This window comes from Streptomyces sp. BBFR51, from assembly GCF_044591655.1.
Classification (GTDB): Bacteria; Actinomycetota; Actinomycetes; order Streptomycetales; family Streptomycetaceae; genus Streptomyces.
Window position 1 is genome coordinate 8930960 of the sequence record NZ_CP172448.1, and the last position, 19313, is coordinate 8950272.

At 67.5% G+C, this 19313-nt stretch carries 17 protein-coding genes and 1 pseudogene; 8 read left to right on the forward strand and 10 right to left on the reverse strand.

The genetic code is table 11. From position 1 onward, the window contains the following. The first annotated feature begins 3 nt into the window (after nt 1-3). Nucleotides 4-2799 (forward strand): ATP-binding protein, encoded by a 2796-nt coding sequence (locus tag ACGH7X_RS40265; protein WP_399895873.1) that lies wholly within the window; start codon nt 4-6, stop codon nt 2797-2799. Between the two features lie 238 nt (nt 2800-3037). Here ACGH7X_RS40265 and ACGH7X_RS40270 read toward each other — a convergent pair whose 3' ends face one another. Next, nucleotides 3038-4303 (reverse strand): hypothetical protein, encoded by a 1266-nt coding sequence (locus ACGH7X_RS40270; protein WP_399895876.1) that lies wholly within the window; start codon nt 4301-4303, stop codon nt 3038-3040. A 308-nt stretch (nt 4304-4611) separates the two neighbouring features. Between ACGH7X_RS40270 and ACGH7X_RS40275 the strand changes: the two genes are divergently transcribed. From ACGH7X_RS40275 to ACGH7X_RS40285, 3 genes are all read left to right on the forward strand, one after another. Beyond that, nucleotides 4612-5775, forward strand: coding sequence for a ParA family protein (locus ACGH7X_RS40275; RefSeq protein WP_399895879.1), 1164 nt, complete (start codon nt 4612-4614; stop codon nt 5773-5775). Further along, nucleotides 5772-6809, forward strand: coding sequence for a ParB/RepB/Spo0J family partition protein (locus ACGH7X_RS40280; RefSeq protein WP_399895882.1), 1038 nt, complete (start codon nt 5772-5774; stop codon nt 6807-6809). Before ACGH7X_RS40275 ends, ACGH7X_RS40280 begins: the two co-directional genes overlap by 4 nt. Nucleotides 6810-7234: 425 nt before the next feature. Next, nucleotides 7235-7711, forward strand: coding sequence for a hypothetical protein (locus tag ACGH7X_RS40285; protein WP_399895885.1), 477 nt, complete (start codon nt 7235-7237; stop codon nt 7709-7711). Between the two features lie 91 nt (nt 7712-7802). Here the strand turns inward: ACGH7X_RS40285 and ACGH7X_RS40290 are convergent, their stop codons facing one another. Beyond that, nucleotides 7803-8012, reverse strand: coding sequence for a hypothetical protein (locus ACGH7X_RS40290; RefSeq protein WP_399895888.1), 210 nt, complete (start codon nt 8010-8012; stop codon nt 7803-7805). A 3-nt stretch (nt 8013-8015) separates the two neighbouring features. Between ACGH7X_RS40290 and ACGH7X_RS40295 the strand changes: the two genes are divergently transcribed. Together ACGH7X_RS40295 and ACGH7X_RS40300 are read left to right on the forward strand one after the other, a co-directional pair. Next, entirely contained in the window at nt 8016-10088 is a 2073-nt protein-coding gene (locus ACGH7X_RS40295) for an AAA family ATPase (protein WP_399895891.1), read from the forward strand. Nucleotides 10089-10179: 91 nt separating this feature from the next. Continuing rightward, nucleotides 10180-10545 (forward strand): annotated as a pseudogene (locus ACGH7X_RS40300) (DUF3710 domain-containing protein); the annotation flags it as partial. A gap of 352 nt (nt 10546-10897) precedes the next feature. Here the strand turns inward: ACGH7X_RS40300 and ACGH7X_RS40305 are convergent. From ACGH7X_RS40305 to ACGH7X_RS40325, 5 genes are all read right to left on the reverse strand, one after another. Next, nucleotides 10898-11146, reverse strand: coding sequence for a hypothetical protein (locus ACGH7X_RS40305; protein WP_399895894.1), 249 nt, complete (start codon nt 11144-11146; stop codon nt 10898-10900). Nucleotides 11147-11149: 3 nt separating this feature from the next. After that, the gene (locus ACGH7X_RS40310) at nt 11150-11389 is read right to left on the reverse strand and encodes an antitoxin MazE7 (protein WP_399895897.1); all 240 of its coding nucleotides are present in this window, start codon (nt 11387-11389) and stop codon (nt 11150-11152) included. Between the two features lie 418 nt (nt 11390-11807). Beyond that, nucleotides 11808-12296 (reverse strand): hypothetical protein, encoded by a 489-nt coding sequence (locus ACGH7X_RS40315; RefSeq protein WP_399895900.1) that lies wholly within the window; start codon nt 12294-12296, stop codon nt 11808-11810. A 160-nt stretch (nt 12297-12456) separates the two neighbouring features. After that, entirely contained in the window at nt 12457-12792 is a 336-nt protein-coding gene (locus tag ACGH7X_RS40320) for a hypothetical protein (protein ID WP_399895903.1), read from the reverse strand. Nucleotides 12793-12906: 114 nt separating this feature from the next. Next, nucleotides 12907-13503, reverse strand: coding sequence for a hypothetical protein (locus ACGH7X_RS40325; protein WP_399895907.1), 597 nt, complete (start codon nt 13501-13503; stop codon nt 12907-12909). 211 nt (nt 13504-13714) lie between these two features. Here ACGH7X_RS40325 and ACGH7X_RS40330 point away from each other — a divergent pair, with 211 nt between their 5' ends. Both ACGH7X_RS40330 and ACGH7X_RS40335 read left to right on the forward strand, forming a co-directional pair. Further along, nucleotides 13715-14803: an integrase gene (locus ACGH7X_RS40330; RefSeq protein ID WP_399895910.1), complete on the forward strand. Its 1089-nt coding sequence runs from the start codon at nt 13715-13717 to the stop codon at nt 14801-14803. Nucleotides 14804-15272: 469 nt separating this feature from the next. Then, entirely contained in the window at nt 15273-15989 is a 717-nt protein-coding gene (locus tag ACGH7X_RS40335; protein WP_399895913.1) for a hypothetical protein, read from the forward strand. A gap of 87 nt (nt 15990-16076) precedes the next feature. On the opposite strand, the gene ACGH7X_RS40340 is transcribed toward ACGH7X_RS40335, so the two are convergent. From ACGH7X_RS40340 to ACGH7X_RS40350, 3 genes are read right to left on the reverse strand one after another with little or no spacing between them, the layout of a single operon-like run. Next, a complete protein-coding gene (locus tag ACGH7X_RS40340) occupies nt 16077-18086 on the reverse strand; it encodes an RHS repeat-associated core domain-containing protein (protein ID WP_399895916.1) in 2010 nt (669 codons plus the stop codon). A gap of 7 nt (nt 18087-18093) precedes the next feature. Beyond that, on the reverse strand, nt 18094-18336 hold the full coding sequence (locus ACGH7X_RS40345) for an integrase core domain-containing protein (protein ID WP_399895919.1): 243 nt from the start codon (nt 18334-18336) through the stop codon (nt 18094-18096). Beyond that, a complete protein-coding gene (locus ACGH7X_RS40350; RefSeq protein ID WP_399895921.1) occupies nt 18264-19274 on the reverse strand; it encodes an IS3 family transposase in 1011 nt (336 codons plus the stop codon). Before ACGH7X_RS40350 ends, ACGH7X_RS40345 begins: the two co-directional genes overlap by 73 nt. Between the last annotated feature and the right edge of the window lie 39 nt (nt 19275-19313).

Here is a 19313-nt window from a genome sequence, read left to right on the forward strand (position 1 = left end):
CCGATGAATGAGCTTGACCCGCGAACCTCCCACGACTCGACAGGGCTGATCGGCCGGGACAGGGACCTGAAGTTCGTCCGGTCGTTCTTCAACGACTCCGCGGTGCAGGGGGGCGCTCTGCTTCTGTCGGGAGAGGCAGGGGTGGGGAAGACCGCCCTGCTGGACGCGGTGGCGTCCGCCGCGACTCAGGACGGGGCCCGCGTCCTGCGCGCCGGGGGTGTGCAGTTCGAGGCGGACATCAGTTACGCCGGCCTGAACCAGCTTCTCGTGCCGCTCTTCGACGCCTTCGACGCGCTGGACCCGGTGCACCGTGACGCTCTGCGGGTGGCCGTGGGAATCGGCGGCGGGCCCTCACCGGACCGCCTGCTGACGTCGACCGCGGTGCTGCTGCTCCTGCGGGAGGCCGCGACGAGCACGCCGCTGCTGTTGATCGTCGATGACCTGCCGTGGCTGGACCGGGCGACGACCGCGGTTCTCGGGTTCGTCGCCCGGCGGCTTGTCGGCAGCCGCATCGGCTTCCTGTCGGCCTCGCGCGTGGGGTCCGACAGCTTCTTCGAGTCCAGTGGTCTGACCGAGCACCGGTTGCAGCCGCTGGACGCCCGGGCGTCGGCGCAGTTGCTCGCCCAAACGCATCCCGACGTCTCTCCCGCGGTACGACGCCGGGTCGCGGCCGAGGCGCGAGGCAACCCACTGGCACTGGTGGAGTTGCCGGCGGCACTGACCGGTGAGCAGCGGACGGCGCTGGCGGCGGTACCCACGGTGCTGCCCCTGGGGGAACGACTCCAGGCGCTGTACGCCTCGCGGGTTGCCGCACTGCCCAGGCCGGTGCGTGAGCTGCTCCTGATCGCGGCGCTCGACGGCACCGGTGATCTCGCGGTGATCGAGGCGGCTGGAGGCGTCCGGGCCGTGGTGGACGAGCTGGGGCCCGCGGAACGCGAGCGGCTGGTGTCGATCTCGGGTCTGACCCGGCGGCTGAGCTTTCGGCACCCGCTGATCGGTTCGGCGGTCGTGGAGGAAGCCACCACCGCGGACCGCAGGAGGGCGCACCAGGCACTCGCCGACGTCCTCACCGACCAGCCGGAGCGCCGTGCGTGGCACCTGGGGGAGGCGGCTTCGGGCCCCGACGAGTCGGTGGCGGCGCTGCTGGAGCAGGCCGCGCGCCACCGGATCCGGCGCGGGGACGCGCTGGGTGCGGTGGCGGCGCTGACCCGGGCGGCCGGCCTCAGTCCCGCGGCGGCCGACGAGAGCCGGCGCCTGGCAGAGGCGGCGTACATCGGCGCCGACGCCGGTGGCGAGCTGGAGGACGCCTCCCGGCTGCTCGCGGGGGCGCGGCTGGTCCATCCCACGGGTCAGGACTCGTTGCACGCGGCGGCGGCGGCCGCGTTCCTGCTGATCAACAGGGATGGTGACATCGGCACCGCGCACCGGTTGCTGGTCGGCGCCGTCGAGGCCGGAGACCACGGCTACGACGCGGCCAACGCCGCCCTGGGGGAGGCCCTGCACACCCTGGTCCTGCTGTGCTCGTTCGGTGGGGATCCGCAGCTGTGGGAGCCGCTGTTCAGGGCCGTGGACCGGCTGACTCCCGAAGTGCCCGAACTGCTGTGGGTGACCATCCGGACCTTTGCCGACCCCGCACGCACCGGAGCCGAAGCGCTGCCGCGCCTTGGTGAGTTGCTCGCCGCCATCGAGGAAAACTCCGATCCCGCGTGGGTGATGCGCATCGGCACCGCCTCGCTCTATCCGGACCGGCTGGCGGCCCTGCGGGACGCGTCGCGTCGCGTGGTCGAGCAGGGCCGGGCCGGCACCGCACCGGTCCGTCGGCACCTGGGCGCGCTGATGGACCTCGGCCTGGACTACTACCACCACGGCCTGTGGGACGAGGCGGCGGAACTGGCCCGCGAGGGCCTCGCCCTGTGCGCGGAGCACGACTACCGGTTCTTCACCTGGTACTTCCACTACGTGCATGCGCTGCTGGCGGCGGCGAGGGGCGACACGGAGACCAGCACCGCGCTGAGCGAGGAGATCGTCGGGTGGGCGAACCCGCGGGGTGTCCGGGGCGCCGGCTTCTTCGCCGGCCATGCCCGAGCCCTGGCCGCCATCGGCAGCGGTGACTTCGAGACCGCCTTCCGGCACGCCTCCACACTGAGCCCGCCCGGGACTCTGGCCCCCTACGTGCCGCATGCGATGTGGGTCGCGATGGACTTGGTGGAGGCGGCGGTCAGAACCGGCCGGGACGCTGAAGCCGCGGCGCATGTGGCGGCGATGCGCGATTCGGCGATGGCCGCGCTGTCGCCTCGGCTGGAGCTGCTCGTACGGGCCAGCGAAGCGCTGACCACGCCCGGTGACGACGCCGTCGCCTCGTTCGAGCGGGCTCTGTCCCTGCCCGGGCCGGAACGCTGGCCGTTCGATGTCGCCCGGGTGCGCCTCTTCCACGGCGAACGCCTCAGGCGCATGCGGGCGACGACGGAAGCCCGCGAGCAACTGGCCCGGGCGCTGGAGTCCTTCGAGCAACTGGGGGCGGCACCCTGGGCGGCACGCGCCAAGGCCGAGCTGCGGGCGAGCGGCCAGGCCGGCCCGGCCGCCGCCAAATCGGGTCCGGTGTCGCTGACGGCCCAGGAACTGCAGATCGCCACGCTCGCGGCCACCGGACTGACGAACAAGCAGATCGCCGAGCGGATGTTCCTGTCCCACAGGACCGTGAGCACACACCTGTACCAGATCTTCCCGAAGCTCGGCATCACCTCCCGCGCCGCACTGCGCGACGCCCTCGCCGCCCTCGACGCGAACGACGGGCACTGAACCGCTCGCCCGTCTCACGATCCGCCGGTCCGAGTGCGGGACTGGAACCCTCCGGAGACCAAGGTGTGCAGCCCCGCAACCATCGGCGTGGGAAGAGGGGCGAGGCCTGGTGAGGATTCATGACGCGGTGAGCCGACAGGACGGCTTGGAGCAGCATACGAAGACGATCACAGGCGCTCCGCTGGAACGAGGAGTCTCGGCACAGCTCGGCGAAGGCCGGACCGACGTGTCCCTGCGGTCACTTGTCTTTGTCGCGGGCGTTGTTGATGGCTGCCTGGAGCTGGAGCCACGTCGGATCTGTCGCCGATGCCGTGTTGACCGTCGCCAGGTCGTCTGGATTCCAGGTGGAGGCTCCGTCCGTGAGGACCAGATCGGTATCCAGGTCGGCATCGTCGGGAACTTCGGAGGTTGCGTCCAGGAACGCTGCGACCGCGGCCCGAGGAGCGACGTCGTTGGCGCCATGAGTCTTGGCGGAGGCAGGGTCCACGGACAGGAGCACGAGGTCACCTGCATCGGTGGCGACGACGAGTTCGCCTGTCGCCGTGCGGGCCAGCGCGGACACCGGAGAGCCTCCTGGCAAGTCGTGCTCCGTCGCGGCCGATGCCTCGATGTCGACCTCGATGAGAGCCCCGGTCGGAGTTCCGACCCAGAGCACGTCGGGGCGGATTCCGAAGGCGATGTTGTGGCGTGACCAGGCGCGCATCTGGTCGAGCCACTCTTGGGGACATGGGTAACCCGGGCTGGGTTCACCGAGAGACGTCGCGAAGATGCGGCGGAGGGAGGGGAACTCGAAGACGTCCAGGGAGTTGCCGTATGCGTTGCCGCGGATCGCGAGAAGGCGTCCGTCAGGGCTGAAGATCGGTGTCTCGTAGCCGTCGGCGTCCAGGATCAGTGCGTGCCGCAGCAGCCGTATCCCTGCGGGTGCGGCGTGGGGACCGACCCGGGCGAACAGTGTGAGTGTTGCTCCCTGATCGCTGGCGAGCGTGGCCACCAGGCCGCCGCCGGGATGTTCCGTGACGCCTGTGTCCCAACGCGGGCCAGTACTGACGGAGCCCGAGGCGAGGTCGAGGATGTCCGAGCGTTCCCATGCGTCGTCTTCACCGTCTGATGACGGTGACGCCCACATGGTGTGACCGTCTGGGCTGAAGGCCAGGCTGGCGTAGCCGGCAGCGGGTGGCAAGCTCTCCAGGCTGGTCAGCCCGGAGGACTTCCACTGCATCACCCTGCCCTCGCTCGCCACCATGAGTAGCGGCTGGGCGGGATGCCATGTCACTGCGGGCGTCTGTTGGGATCGCTTCCATCCGAAAGCCTCGCTGTAGGCAGCTGAGTTGGCGCCAACTGAACCGAGTTCGCGTATCTGCCCCGCGTCGCAGGTCCAGATGGTGACCGCGGGGCGCTCCGAATCCAGGCATGCGAAGAGCGGAAGCTGTGGATGGCAAACCAACCGTTCGACGGGGTGCCCACCCTTGGTCTGCGTGCGCGCAACGACCTCGACATCAGCCATTCGGACACGGTAGTTCGCGACGATCAGAGGTCAGTATCCGGGCCGCGCGAGCGGGCGGATGCGGAGGTCGGTCTGGGGGCGTTTGGCGGGATGCGTCGGCGGCTGACCTCGCAGACGACGGACTGAATCCTGAGACAGGTCACGGCGGATGCCAGATGCCAGATGCCAGATGCCTGGGCGGGGTGTCGAGCCGTGAGCCGTAATTATCACGGCGTGATAATCCAGGTCGGACGACTCATTGGGTGAAACCGCGTCAGAACTTGCAAAGCGGGTGTCATTGCGCCGACAGGAGTCAGTATGCTGACGTCATGGCATCCCCCTACCCTGATGGAGACCGGGAAAAGGTAGCGTCCAAGCTGCCCTCGGCGCTCCAGCAAGCACTCAAGGTTCGCGCCGCCGAGCTCAGCCTGGACATCCAGGACGCCGTCGAGGCGGCCATCAACGGCTGGCGCGCCGCCACGAGCGGTGGTGCCGACGTGGACACCGCCGGTGCGAGGTCGTTCTCCACGTGGCTTCCGCCAGGTCTGTACGAGCAGTTCAAGGAGACCTGCACCGACCGCGGCGTCTCCTACACCCAGGGTCTTGCCCAGTCGATCCGTGGCTGGCTCGACGCGAACCCCTCGCCCCAGCACGGGACTCGCGGAACCGATCCCGAGCGAAAGATCGTCGGCAATCAGAAGGGCGGGGTCGGCAAGACCGCCATCTCGGCCGGTATCGGCGAGGCCTACGCCGAAGCGGGCAAGCGCGTCCTCGTGGTCGACTTCGACCCGCAGGGACACCTCAGCGAACAGCTAGGAGTCCTCCAGATCGAACCCAACCACGACAGCCTCGTCTCCCACATGTGCGGCGAAGGCAGCGGAGACCTGCGTGACCTCGTCGTGGAGATAAAGGATCCACGGTTCGAGAAGCGCCTGCACGTCCTGCCCGCGTGCTTCGACGGGTTCCTCCTCGACGCGAAGATCGCCGTCGTGGCGACGCAGAAGCGCGGTTTCCAGAAGGAGGCCGCGCTCGAACTGGCGCTGCGCCCCCTGGAGGCGGACTACGACGTCATCATCGTCGACTGCCCGCCCAGCCTCGGCATCGCCATGGACGCCGCCCTCTACTACGGGCGTCGGCGTCGCGGGGAAGCCCCCGGCGGCTCCGGAGTCGTCATTCCCGTGCTCGCCGAGGACTCCTCCGCCACCGCCTACGGCATGCTCGCCCAGCAGATCGAGGACCTCTGCGAAGACCTCTCCCTGGACATCGACTACCTCGGCCTGGTCGTGAACCTCTATGACTCGCGCCGCGGTTACGTCGCCACCTCCTCCCTGGACAACTGGAAGTCGCTCGGCGACCCAAAGGTCCTCGCTGTCATCGGCGACCTGAAGGAGCAGCGGGAAGCGGTCCGCAAACGGATGCCGCTGCTGTCCTACGCGCCCCAGAGCGATCAGGCGGAAGCCATGCGGCAAGTAGCGAGGGGAGCCACCCGTTGAGCAAGGCCGACACCCTGGGATCGGCACCCGCGTTCGGCGCAGCCCGCGGCGCCCGGTCCTCCCGACGCAATCTCATCGACCAGACCATCGCAGGAGAGGAGTCGACCACGGCAGCCATCACCGAGCTGCCGGTCACCCTCATCAGCGACAACCCCGACAATCCGCGCAACCACCTGCGCAACCTCGACGAGACGGTACAGAGCGTCCGCGAGGTCGGCCTCATCATCCCCATCGCCGTCGCCACGGTCGACGCCTACCTGCGCAACCGGTCGGACCGCGCCGGCGACCTCGACGACGGGGCGCAGTACATCGTCGTCGACGGCCACCGGCGCCTCGAGGCCGCCCGTCGCGTCGGGCTGGCCACCATCCCCGTCCGCGTCGACAACGGACGGGTCGCCACCGACGAGGCCCTCCTCGAGGCCGCGTTCGTCGCGAACTACCACCGCGACGACATGACGGACCTGGAGGAGGCCCATGCCCTCAAGTCCCTGGTCGACTACTACGGTTCACAGACCAAGGCGGCCAAACGGCTGGGCATCCCGCAGAACACCATCTCCAGCAAGCTGTCTCTGCTGAAGCTCGCTCCCGAGCTCCAGAAGGACCTGGTGACCGGGACGCGGAAGGTGGAGCACGTCCGCAACCTGGGCAGGCTGTCCGCCGAGGAGCAGCGGGCGAAGGCGGACGAACGAGCCGAGGCAGCGCGCATCAAGGCGGAGGCGCAGACGCGACCGGTCATCGAGCGCGCTGCGGGCCCCGCCGATTATCACGGCGTGATAATCCCGGAGACGCCTACCGAGTCCATCCCGGTACCGCGTGCCGGCGCAGGAGAGTCCAGCCCCGCGAACGCAGAAGTGGCGGAGCCGAAGCAGCCCAAGCGGCTCCCCTACGACGACGCCTTCTACTGCGTTCACCATCTTCACCAGAAGATGACGACCGAGACGTTCGTCCGAGGGGGCAGGGTGTGGATGGACATCCTGCGGGATCAGCACCCAGAGGAGTACAAGGCCCTGTTGGCCGAGTGGGGAGCGGAATAGCAGAGCTGCACATCCCATACGGCCCCGACCGCCTTCACCTGCGAGGCAGTCGGGGTCGTGCTGTCAGTGGCGAAGCGCGCGGCCAAGACCGTGAACGACGACCAGGGCCGGAACACGGTTCACGGGCGTGACAGCCGACCGCGCCTGGTCCGTCTCCTCGCCTCGCCCCTCTCGTGTTGCCGTGAGAAGACCTGCTGGCCGCGTAAGGCGAGCAGACGATCAGCCAGTCGGTCGCCAGGAGCGGTACCGCCGCATCCCCGATCGATCCGAGCCGGTATCGTCGCGCTGCTTGCCGTCCAGGCTGAAGTGCTCGACTGACCGGAGGTTGATCGGTGGCAACGGACGTCTGGGCCGTGCTGGACGAGAAACAACGCCCTCCATGGGTGTTCGCGCCATTCGAGCGCGTGGGGCCTCTGGAGTTAGGCATGACGCACGAGCAGGCAGGGGTGGCAGTCGATGGCATCCTGCAGACCGTTCTCCGTGAGGGTTCTTCCGGAAACGAGGTGCGGGCCGACTTTTGGCTGGCACAGAGTCCTGATGCACGCTTCTCCGGGCCGGCGGTAACCGTGTACTACGGCCGGGCGATCGGCCTGGCAGGCATCGCGGTCAACGCGCTGCGGGGCCCACGGGTGACCCTGGATGGGACGGGCCTCGTGGGTCAGGTGCCATCACGCCTGGAGGATCAGTTCACCGACTACCTCGAGACGCACAACAAGGACCTGCAGTACTCGCAGTGTGCCGATCCGTGCTCGGCCCAGCTTGGCTTGGTGCTCCGGGCCCAGCGGGCTGGCGATCTCGTATTGAGCCGCCCGGTGATGGTGGCCGAAGCATGGGCCGACCGTTGCTGGGACACCACGGAGGGCTGCATCCCCCAACAGGAGTGGAAGACCTTCGAGTGGTGAGTGCCGGCCGGCACCTCCGGACTGTCTGACGAGAGGCCCGCCTCTCCCGCCCACGGCGGCCATACCCCCCTCCGACATCACCCTTTCAAGTTCAGTGGCGCGGAGCGCCGAAACGCTTGAGCAATGCCTGCGCCATGACATGACCGTAGCGTTCGGCGATCTGCATGGGCGATTCCCCGTCGTCGGCCGGCAGCTCAGGATCTGCGCCGTACGCCAGCAAAATGGCCGTGGCCGCCGTGTTCCACGGGTACCCCGTCTGCAGGTGGCCGTCGCCCTCGACGTCGAGTGCGTGGGTGAGCAACGTGTGGCCGAAGCGCGCGAACGTGTCGAACGGACCGGCGCCTGGGAGGTCCGCGGGGTGCCCGCCGAGCTGCGCGACGCGTTCAGCCGCCGAGAGGCGCTCGTGGACGAGAAGGCCGGTGCCGATGCCTCCCGTACGGAGAAGCAGGCCGCCTCGATGGCGACCAAGCGCGACAAGGTCGACGTCGACGCCACGACGATGCGCGACAGCTGGCGCCGGCGTGCCGAGGCCGTCGTCGGCGACGTCGACGCGATGGTGGCCGCGGCTGCCCCCGGTTCGCCCGGCCCGGACGGCGGCGTCGGCGTCGACGGGCCCGGCGGCGGACCGCGCATCCCGCCGCCCGCCGACCTCGCGGCCACCGTCTTCGACCCGAAGACCGGGCTGACCGCGAGGGAGAAGACATTCACCCGCGCGCAGCTGCTCGCCGCCGTGGCGAACGCGCTGGAGTTCGGCCTCGATGCCGACCCGGGCAGCCTGGAGCGGCTGTGCGACGACGTCCTGGAGGTCGTCGGCTACGCGGTGCGCGTGCCCACCCTGGGCTCCACCGTCATGTCCTCGACCACCCGATACACCACGCAGGACATCCTCGATGCCGAGGAGTCCGTGCGCGTCCAGGTGCTGGAACGCTTCGACACCGGCACGGTGCAGCTCACCACCGACCAGGCCTCCGCCGCCATCGACGTCTTCCAGGTCGCCGCCGGGTTCGAGCTGTCCCCGGAGCAGCAGGCCGCGGTGACCCGGGTGCTCACCGCCGGGCACGGCGTCGACGCACTGGTCGGTGTCGCCGGGGCGGGCAAGTCCACGCTGATGGAGGCGTGCCGGATCGGCTGGGACGCGACCGGCACGACGTACGCCGGCGCAACCCTCGCCGCGGTCGCCGCCCAGCAGCTGCACGACGCCTCCGGCATCCCCGCGAGGACCGTGGCGGCCTGGCTCGGCGAGATCGAGAACACCAACGGATTGCGCGGCATCGACGTCCTGGTCGTGGACGAGGTGACGATGGTCGACGACCGCGCCGCGGCCGTGTTGATGAGCGAGGCCGCCCGGACCGGCACAAAGGTCGTCGGTATCGGCGACCACCTCCAGCTTCAGGCGATCGGACCGGGCGGCTGGTTCAAGGAGACCCACCGTCTGGTGCACGGGCTCACCCTCACCGAGAACCGCCGCCAGGAGGACGCCGCCGAACGTGCCGCGCTGGACGTGTGGCGCACCGGCAACCACGAGCTGGCGCTGCGATTGCTCGCCGAGGGCGGGCGCCTCCACCCCGCCGAGAGTGCCGACGACGCCCGCTCCCAGATCCTCACGGCCTGGGACGAACTGCGGCTGCAGGAGTGGGCCGACCCGCACGACCTCATCGCCAACATGGTGGTGCTCGCCGCCCGCAACAGCGACGTCGATGCCCTCAACCTCGGCGCGCAGGCGATTCGCCGCGAGGCCGGCGAACTCGACGACGAGCACACGTACACCCTGCCCGGCGGCGACACCCTCACCCTCGCCGTGGGCGACATCGTCCGCGTACGGGAGAACGACTACCGCTCCCGCCGCGGCGAGGGCCCGGACCTGCTCAACGGCTACCGGGCCGTCGTCACCGACCTGGACGACCGGCACCGCATCGAGATCACCTGGCGCGTAAAAGACGTCAAGGCCCCCGGCGGCTACCGCGAGGAGTCCGGCTGGGTGCCGGCGCAGAAGGTCACCGGCGGGTCCCTGTCACTGGGCTACGCCATGACGATCGCCGCGAGCCAGGGCCTGACGTGCAACACGTCCCTGATGTACGGCCACGGTGCGAACGCGTTCGCCACCTACCCCGGCATCACCCGGGCCCGGCGCCAGAACCACCTGTGGCTGCCGCTGGCCGTCCTCGAGGACGAGCGCACCCGGACCCGACTCGGCGAGGCCCGCAGCGAGAAGGAACGCCTGGAGCGCGCCATCGACGCGTTCGCCCGCTTCCTGGGCCAGTCCCGGCCGGACAGCATGGTCTCCGACCTCCTGCGCGAACCGCCCGCGCCGAGTCCGAACGCAGGCTCCGGCAGACGAACACGAGCACGGCCAAGGCCGCCCGGGCGAAGTCAGTGAGCCTCTCCCCACCGCCGGGCCGAGGACGAAGCCCAGCTCCACCAGGTACGCCTCGACGAGGAGAAGGCCAAGCAGCTCCTCGCCCGCCTGAATCACCCAGCAGGGGGGCACCGTCGACGAGGTTGAGGGCCCGCTGGGCTGGGAGCTGCGGGCCCAGGTCCCGGTGCAGCTGCCGGACGGCAGGAGCGGCTTCCAGGTCGTGCGGTTCGTGGGAGTGGACGGCCCCCGTTGGTTCCTGCGCGGTGTGATCTCGGGCCAGGGCGCGGTGCAGCCGCAGACCGCCGGCCTGCTGGAACAGCTCTTCCGGGACACGGTGGTCGTCGGCGGCGAGGGTCCGATGGCGCCCCAGGACCCGCTCGTCCTGAAGCTGCCGAACGACGCGCAGATGGACCGCGAGGACTTCGAAGAGAACAACAGGCCTGATCGAGGGGGACAAGCCCCCCAAGCAGCCGGATGAACACACTCGCTCCCTGAGCTGCCGGGTCACAAGTCGGCAGCTGAAGGCGTGGAATCGGCGGGTGGTGGGGGCCGCGGCACGCGCCGGAGCGCCCCATGTTTCGTCCCTCCGGCGATCCGGCGGCTCCGCAGTTGTGGTTCAGCTGTCCAGTGCCCCGGGCTGGCGATGGGGGGCCTTGGGTCAAGGCCCGTTCACCAAACCTCTGGTCAGGCCGTCGGCAGCCGGAGTGAGCGCAGCCGCTCGGCGATGCCGAACGAATCGAGACGCATGGCGGTGACGTCGGCGATCAGGTCCCGCCAGGCCTCGAACTTGGTGTTCACCCGCTCTCCGTGTATCCCGAGGTACGCAACGGCTACGCCAAAGCCGTACAGCTCGTTGCGGGCGGGCGGGCGGGCAGTGGCCGGAGCACGGCGCACTCCTCCAGCATCACGGCCGCACGCCAGAAGGCGTCCGGGTGGTGCTGGTCATGGCGGGGCGGGTCGACCTTGTGCCGGGCGGCCAGGCCGACGAACACGGAGTAGTCGTTGACCGCGAGATCGTCCAGCAGCTCGGCCTGGCGTTCCAGGAACCACCGGTAGTCGACGTAGTACTCGGCAGGCACGGATCAGGCCGCCCGCGGGGCGGTCTGTGCCGACGCGGGGCCGCCGTACTCGGCGTCGAAGGCAGCGATGGTCTCCGGGGCACCGGTGACCCGGCGGAAGATCTCCGCACCCTCGGCCAGCGCGCGCTCGCGCTGCTTCTCCTCGGCGACCTGCGCGAGGTAGGCGTCCAGCGGCAGCCCGGCCGCTTCGGCCAGGGTCCGCAGCGCGTCCGCAGTGGTGTCGTCGATCTCGATGCCAGCCATGCCTCGAGTATGCCGCGTGAGACGACGCCAAAGCCAGCTACCTGGAAATATCGCCCTGACCTGCGGGTTTCCAAACCATTCCATCCGTGGCATGAGGCCGGGTGCCCGCTCCGGTCTTGATACTGGTGAGCGCGCGTACTCAGAGGTCGCCGGTCCCGGCGGAGCCCCGACTGGGCGGTATGACCGCAGGCGACCTCCGGCGGGGCACCACCGGGCGTGCGACAACGGCATGACGCCGACGATGGCCACGAGGTCGGGAACACGTAGCCGCCCAGGACGGCGACGCCGCCGTTCGGGAGTAGGCGGCAGTAGCGAGGCCACCCGCTAACACAGCCATCCGAGACAAGATCAGCACACACCGCCTTGGGCACCCTGCAGGCCAAGATCGTCGGCACAAGACCCGCGGCTCATCCCGCGCTCAACCTGATATGGCCTCCAGCGGGAGGTGGTCTCGGAAGTACTCCGAATCCAGCCACTCCTCCTTTACGAAGAGCGGATGCGTGAGGTAGGCCTCCCCAACTCGCTGCGAACGCAGAAGAAGCCCGAGATCAGTCAGGGAAACCGAGTCATCAGGCGTGTAGAGCAGGCAACACCCGTGCTCCGCAGCGTAGTCCAGCAGGAACTGATGCCCCTGCTCTGGATCGCTCCCCGCCAGCGGGAAGCCAGACAGGAAGACCTGCGGACCCGTGACCGCATCAAGTGCGACGCAGGCGAGCCTGCTCGCCTCGTAGAACGCCTTCACTCCGTCCGGGAAGTCTTCCTGCTCGTAGGGACCGCCAACCCGCTCCTGCGCTCCAGAGACCAGCAGTGCCTCGGTGACCTCGGCTGGAGACATCCCGAAGTGCAACGGCCTCACTCCGATGCCGGGGCGCATCTCCCAGCACTCCCGCTCCACATCTACGCCCAATCACCGACTCCTACGTCCGACCGGCCCGGATCTGCTCCGCTGCCCACGCCGCATGCTCAACGCCAGGGGGTCAAGGTGCCAACTCCGCTGCACAAGTGCCAACTGGAGAGCTCGATCAGAGACTCAATCTGAAACGATCACCTATGCGCAAGGGGTTCCGCTACTGGTGGTCAAGGGGCTCGGCTGCATACGTTCCGTCCTCGAGCTGTACATCAGTGAGCTCGTAGAGACGCTGGCGTCCGTCGACCCATCGAGTGATCTTGGACCCGGTCGGCCGGGTGGTCTCATACGGTACGGGTGCCCCGCCGGCGCCCTCGGTGCGCAGAAGGGTGAAGTGACGTACGCGGGGCGGCTCGGGCGGAGCGGCCCGAGCCCGTCGGTACAACCAGGCACCGGCGACGCCCGCGGCCAGAAGCAGGACGGGCAGCCACTGCCCCAGAGCCGTGCCGAGAAGATCCAGGCTCTTGTCGAGGGCGAGGGAGACGAGGGCGGGCATGGTGGCATCACTCCTGAGAAGCGGTGGTCGCGGCCCGCCGCGGTGACGGGCCGCGCCGACTGTCCGGGAGCAGGGGGTTAGCTGCGCAACCCCTTATGACCTGCCTCATCTGTCCTACGCGTGCTCGCTGTTGCTGCCGGCCATCGAGTCCGTTCCGCTCTCGTCGAGCATGGCCCGCGGTACGTTGTCGCCGGCGCCCCAGCCGGGTGGCAGGTCGAAGGCGGAGGGCGCCTCTCCGCTCCAAGGCGCCGGTGGCTCCGGCGCCACGGGGGCCCCTCGGCCAGTGGCCAGGGCAGCGATGGCGGAACGGAAGACGGGTACGTCCTCGCTGGACATCTCGTAGGCGATGTTCTTGTGCCAGCTCGGGTTGTCCGGGTCGTAGACCGGAGTGATGGGCGCGCTGATGCCTTCGGGCCACCAGCCCTTGCGCACACCGCGCGGGATGGTGCGGGACAGGGCGACCGTCGGACCGTTGAGCTTCCCGACGGCTGCGCGCAGTTGGTCCGCGTCGAGGTAGCCGTCGCCGTCGACGACGACCATCTCGGCGAACCGGCGGGCGCCGGCGGTCAGCGAGCGCAGGTAGCGCGTGGCACGCTCGACGGTCCAGCTGGTGTCGACGGTCGCGACAGTCAGCTCCGCGTCGTGCGCCGCGGCGAGTGCGACGAGATTTTCGGCGAAGTCCTTGTCTGCGCCCTCGATCGTGATCTTCATGTGGCCTTCCGTCAGATTCTTACCCAGCTCTCCGGGGTCTCCATAGAGCATGGGCCCGGCCGCCCTCGCTCCGCATGCAGTTCCCGGAGAATATGGCCGCAATTCTCCACGTGTACGAGTCATCCCTCTGGCGGCCCGGCATCGCCCGAGCGGGCGTGGCATCGGATAACCTCTCCTTATCCGATGCCAGGATCGATCGGGGGAGCGCCCGTTGAGCACCGCCACCGAGCACCCGTCAGGAAAGCCCGGCTCGGCTCCCGTTCCGGTGGAGCGGTCCCCCCTGGTCGTCCAGTGGGCGGAGCGCCACGGCGTGGAGATCGCGCAGCGTCTCGCGGACGCGGAGGACTTCGCGGACCAGGTGCAGCGGCGACTGCGGCCGGCCAATACGACGGACACCTATGCGAAGGCGTGGAAGGTCTGGGCGCGGTTCTGCGCAGTGCAGCGGTTCCCCGAACGGGAGGCCACGCGCGGCGCGTTGGCGTCCTTCGTCGTGTGGCTGCTGGACCGGGGCCGGGCGGACGGGAAGGGCTACGCGGCGTCGTCGGCGAGCACGATCCTTGCCGGGACCGTGGTCGAGCTGCGCCGCCGAGGCGCGGAGGTGGGCCGGGACGACCAGGCGCAGGCGCGGGCGACACTGGAGGCGGCAGCCGTGGAACTGCTGAAGGCGGGGGAGCGGCGCGGCCGCGGCCAGGCCGCCGCGGCCGAGGTCACCGACCTGTACCGGGTGGCGAGGGCATGTCCCGACACCCTGGCCGGCTCCCGGGACAAGGCACTCGTCCTGACCGGCTTCCACTACGCCTCGCGTGCCCAGGACCCCGCCGGCCTCCTCGCTGGTGACGTAGCTCTCACGCCGCGCGGCCTGGTCGTGTCGGTGCTCACCGGCAAGACCAAGCACAGTGTCCGTGACGCGAAGATCAACTACCAACAGGACCCGGAGGTCTGCCCGGTGGAGGCCTGGAAGGCGTACCGGGCCCACCTCGCCGCAGACGCCGAGCCGCGCTGGTCGGAGCCCGACGCCTCCGCGTTCGTCGGCGTCGACCGGCACGGCAACGTCACCGGCGGCATGGTCCCCGACTCCGTCACCCGGGCCGTGAAGCGGATCAGCGCCCGTGCCGGCATCCCGCTCGCCTGGACCGGCCACTCCCTGCGCATCGGCCTGGCCACCACGGCCCGGAAGAAGGGCAAGGACGCCGTGGCGATTGCCGACCAGGGCGGATGGGCCCGGCACTCGCGCTCCATGAACGGTTATTTCCAGCGGGTCGACGGCTGGGAGGACAACGCCACCTCGGGTCTCACCTGACGACCGGACATTGACCAAGACCCGGTCATGCTGCCGAATTCGAAGAGTCATTCGATCTGCACGCGGCGAGACAGCGTGACGATGAGAGACCAGCGTAGAACCACATGCCGCCCGTTTGAAGCCGTTGAGCGCTTCCGACCGCTACCAGCTCCGGGAACAGAAGACTGAGCTGGTCCTGATCAAGGAACTTCACGGTCACGCCCACATCTGCATGACCCGACTGTCTACACCCACTTCCGACTCTGCGTGCAGTGAGACTCCTCGACACCGTGCTCAGCGGCCCGGAGAACCTCAGAGCGAGACGCTCCGACGGCGGCGAACCGTCACGTTGCAGCACCCACGTCCACTGACGTTGCCGTCAACTACTGCCGTCACTCATCACAAGAGCACCGTCGGGCACGCTACCGACGGGGCTCAGGTTTGCGCATGCCGAGGATGAGAGCGCTTCTACATGATGCATACTAAACACATGGAGGAACTGCTTAATATCACCAGCGAGAGTCTTGGTAGGTTTTTGACACGCTGGTACGGCGACCCAGACCTGCCCATTTCTGTGAACCCAGACGCAGTCAAAATGCCACCTCCGCTAAGGTTTTGGCACGAAATCGCCTCACAATGGTCCACGCCCGTGACTACCCTCAACCATCCTCTTGGCCCGAGCGAGCTGGAGATCGAGGATGGGAAGCTGGTCTTCTGGGTTGAGAACCAAGGATGCTGGACGTGGTCCACAAACATTAACGGCGACGATTCAATAGTATTCGATCGACAGCCAGGTTCAGATCCCGAACCTTGGATTCCTACGGGTGAAACGCTTTCGGAATTCCTCCTCCATGCGACGGTGTTCGAAGCGATTGTCGGAGCGCCCTGCCAGATGTATGTCGAGAACATCACGGAAGAAGTTCTATCTGGAATTGCTTCCAACCTCCGCCCGCTCCCACTACCGCACTGGCGTTGGCCCTCCACGGAGGTCAGAATTCTCGTGGGAAACAGTCTACTCGCCCAAGTGTCCGACAGCATGGTGAGCGACCCGAACGACAAGACCCGTCGGTTCGACGTGTCTATTGCAGCGCCCTCAGCTGTTGCCCTCGCGCCACTATCCAACCTCGCTGGCGTTCCCTGGAAGAACTACACGCCAGTCGAACCGCAGGAGTCCAGCTGGGATGACCTCCCAGACTTCCTGCGATAAATAAACTAGCAGCAGCGGCAAACAGCACCAAAGGTGTTGGCCCGGTCTGCACGGGATGCAGGCCGGGCCAACACCTATCTAGGATCTCTAGTTTGCATTACCGGTGAATGGCCCGTATTTCCGACCGTTTGAATTCACCCACAACTGCGTCCCCTTCGGGAGCATGTCTTCAATCCTTGCAGCACAACCATCACGCCCCGGACACATTCCAAACTTGTTGTCGATATAGAGCACTGCTTTTCTGATGCCTGGGTTCATCCTCAGGAATGCAGCAGCGTGAGTCTCGGCATGGTCAAAATTCTGCTTAGTTCGGCCGGGAAGGTTAGCGAGCATCTGAGACTGGCCACCCGGACCGCTTGACAAGGGGAGCTGATCGCCCCCTACATCAAGAACCCCCACCGTCCTCCGCTTGAAATCCTTCGGCAGTTCAGCAACCGCTTTGGCGATCGGGTTGCAATTGTGAACCAGGACCGGCGTCTTGCCTGCCAGCATATAGTACGTGTGTAGATCGCCGACTGTCAGGTCGTAAGTGACCTGCTGAGCAACGAAACTGTCGACGGACTCGATCTTGGCAGTTCGCCCAATAGGCGTCCGAAGATCCATGCCAGGGTGAAGGTCGCCGGCATCAACCCATTTGTCCTCGGACGGTACCCAGAATGGGTGTGTGATCGTCGCGGTCAACGAGTCCTGCGGCTCGTCGCCGTCGGGTCCACTGACTGTGACCCGTACGAAGTCCTTGTCGTCTCGAGTCACGATGATGCCGGTGACTTCGTGAGCGCTAGTCTGCCCAGTTTCGGGATCGGTGGCTACAACCTTGTCGCCGACCTCGACGTCTTCGATGGGCTTGGTGTCGCCGTCGGCAAGTTGCACCTCGGTGCTCGCGACAAAGCTGTGCGTGCAGTTGCCGGCATTTGCCCTGCGGCTGCCGACGCCCCTTCCTGGTCCCTCAACTGAAAATCCAGCAACACCAGCTGAACTTGCCCATGACCACTTGAAGTGCTTCATGGAGGGACATCCGACGAGCTGGCAGGCGTCTGCCAGAGCCTTGTTTATATCGCCTCGAACGTACGGAACATCCTGATTGTCCGCAAAGTGACTCAGTCCGTAAATAGTGAGGCTGTTGAGCTGAGCGTAGAAGGCCTGGACGAACGGCTGCGTATCTTCCCACTCTGCAGGAATTGCCACGGACGGTAGCAATTGAATGTAGCCATCATTGTCGATGTCAGCCGCGCCATTGGTTCCTTCGTTGACCCAATCTGCAGGGGCTGGGTCAGATTCTCGCTCAGGGTGATAGGTCGACTCTGAGGTCGGAACTCCGTTGTTGCAGTGCTGGTAGACACCCGTGTGGCATCCCGGGACACCGAAACCGCTGGGGTCGGAGTTGGTGGCGGGGTTGTTGTGGGCATAGCTGTATCCGTTGAGGCTTTGCGGCTTCTGCGGTTCGAGGAGTGCATCGGCACTGATGAATTGGCCGATGGTGGGGTCGTATTCGCGGGCGTCGATGTGGGTGAGGCCGGTGGTGGTGTCGCGGGTTTTGCCGAGGAAGCCCTTGTCGTCGGGCCAGGGGCCGTAGAGGGGTGTGCCGCGGTCTTCGCCGAAGGGGGTGGTGTAGCGCTTGGTGAAGGCCTGGATGCTGGCGCGGTTGATGGCCAGGCTGGAGGTGCCGTGGTGGTCGCTGACGAAGTAGGTGTCCTCGATGGTGCCGGTCTGGTTGGAGCGCATGGCGGCGGTGATGCCGTCGGCGGTGTAGTAGCGCTGGGCCCAGGTGGTGTCGTCGGTGCGGAGGTGGAGTTCGGTGGCGCCGGCGTAGAGGACGCGTTCGCCGTTTTCGGTAGTGCGGATGAGGAGGGTGCCGTTGGCGCCGTAGAGGTAGTCGGTGGATTGGTCGTCCTCAGTGAGGCGGGTGAGCTTGCCCTCTTCCGACCAGGTCAGGTTCTGGGTGGCGTTGGCGGTGACGCCGGGGCGCTGGGTCGTGTTGCCAGTGGTGTCGTAGGTGTAGGTGCGCTCAGGGTTGGCGCAGTCGGTGCCGGTGCCGGTGAGGGTGTGGGGCTGGTCGGTGTCGTTCGATGTCTGAAGTGACCCCTCAGGTGCCGACACTTCCGTCTTATGCCGCGAGGTCCAGTCGTTGATGGCAGCGGACCCTCGCCTGGTACGGCGTGATGTAGCCGATGGTCGAGTGGATCCGCTCCCGGTTGTAATGTTCTGCGATCCACCGGAAAACGTCCTGCCGAGCCTGTACTCGGGTTTCCCGGACGGTCGTACCGATCTCTGCTTTCAGGACGGCGAAGAAGCTCTCCGCTGCGGCGTTGTCGAAACACGATCCGGTACGTCCTGTACTCTGCCGCATGTCCAACTCGCACAGCAGGGCACGGAATTGGTGAGACGTGTATTGGGCGACCCACGGTCGGAGTGAAAGATTGCGTTTCCTGCCGTGTGTCCGCCCGCGTGGGCCATCCGGATGGCGTCTGCGACCAGTTCGGTGCGCATATGGTCGGCCATCGACCAGCCCACGACCTCCCGCGTGCACAGATCGATCACCGTCGCCAGATACAGCCATCCCTCGGCCGTCGGCGAGCAGGTGATGTCCCCGACGAATTTCAGACCCGGCAGCGGTGCGGTGAAGTCCCGCAGAATCAGATCCGGCGCCGGCGGCGCCGTGCGGTCCTGTCTCGTCAGCGACCGCGACTTCCGTCGCGTTATCCCGACGATCTCACGCTCCCGCATGATGCGGGCGACACGCTTGCGGTTCACTACGCGCCCCTGATCGCGGAGTTTCCTGGTGATCCGCAGGGCCCCGTAGGATCCTCGGGAACCGGTGTGGATCTCCCGGATCCGACAGGCCAGGCCCTCTTCCTCATCGGCCTTTTCCTGCCGTGCCTCCTTGTTCTGGTGCCAGGTGTAGTAGCCGGAACGGTCCCATCCGAGAACGTCACACATCCGCTTCACCCTGTGGGTGTTCCGGTGCTCGTCGACGAAACGGAAGCGGATCACCGTGTCGTCTCCCGTGCGAAATAGGCGGCGGCCTTCCGGAGGATCCTCCTTCAGCCGGGCGTTCTCCCGCCGCAGGCGCTTGAGCTCTTCCTTCTCGCCAGGGGTCATGCCGGCGTCACCCTCGCCGTCCGCCGTTCGGGTGCGGGTCCGGTCCCCGCGGACCCACTTGCGCAGGGTCTCCAGATGGACACCCAGGCCGTGGGCGATATCGGTGAGGGAACGGTCCGGCGAGGAACGCACGAGATCCACCGCGTCCCGCTTGAACTCTTCGGGATAGTTCTTCCGCTTTGCCACCTTGGATCACTTCCCCTGGATGACGAAACATCCAGCGTC

Coding starts and splice junctions, on each gene's coding strand:
- ACGH7X_RS40345 (WP_399895919.1), bottom strand. CDS start 18,336: ATGCGGCAGAGTACAGGACGTACCGGATCGTGTTTCGACAACGCCGCA.
- ACGH7X_RS40325 (WP_399895907.1), bottom strand. CDS start 13,503: ATGAAGATCACGATCGAGGGCGCAGACAAGGACTTCGCCGAAAATCTC.
- ACGH7X_RS40335 (WP_399895913.1), top strand. CDS start 15,273: ATGGAGGAACTGCTTAATATCACCAGCGAGAGTCTTGGTAGGTTTTTG.
- ACGH7X_RS40320 (WP_399895903.1), bottom strand. CDS start 12,792: ATGCCCGCCCTCGTCTCCCTCGCCCTCGACAAGAGCCTGGATCTTCTC.
- ACGH7X_RS40265 (WP_399895873.1), top strand. CDS start 4: ATGAATGAGCTTGACCCGCGAACCTCCCACGACTCGACAGGGCTGATC.
- ACGH7X_RS40270 (WP_399895876.1), bottom strand. CDS start 4,303: ATGGCTGATGTCGAGGTCGTTGCGCGCACGCAGACCAAGGGTGGGCAC.
- ACGH7X_RS40285 (WP_399895885.1), top strand. CDS start 7,235: ATGACGCACGAGCAGGCAGGGGTGGCAGTCGATGGCATCCTGCAGACC.
- ACGH7X_RS40310 (WP_399895897.1), bottom strand. CDS start 11,389: ATGGCTGGCATCGAGATCGACGACACCACTGCGGACGCGCTGCGGACC.
- ACGH7X_RS40275 (WP_399895879.1), top strand. CDS start 4,612: ATGGCATCCCCCTACCCTGATGGAGACCGGGAAAAGGTAGCGTCCAAG.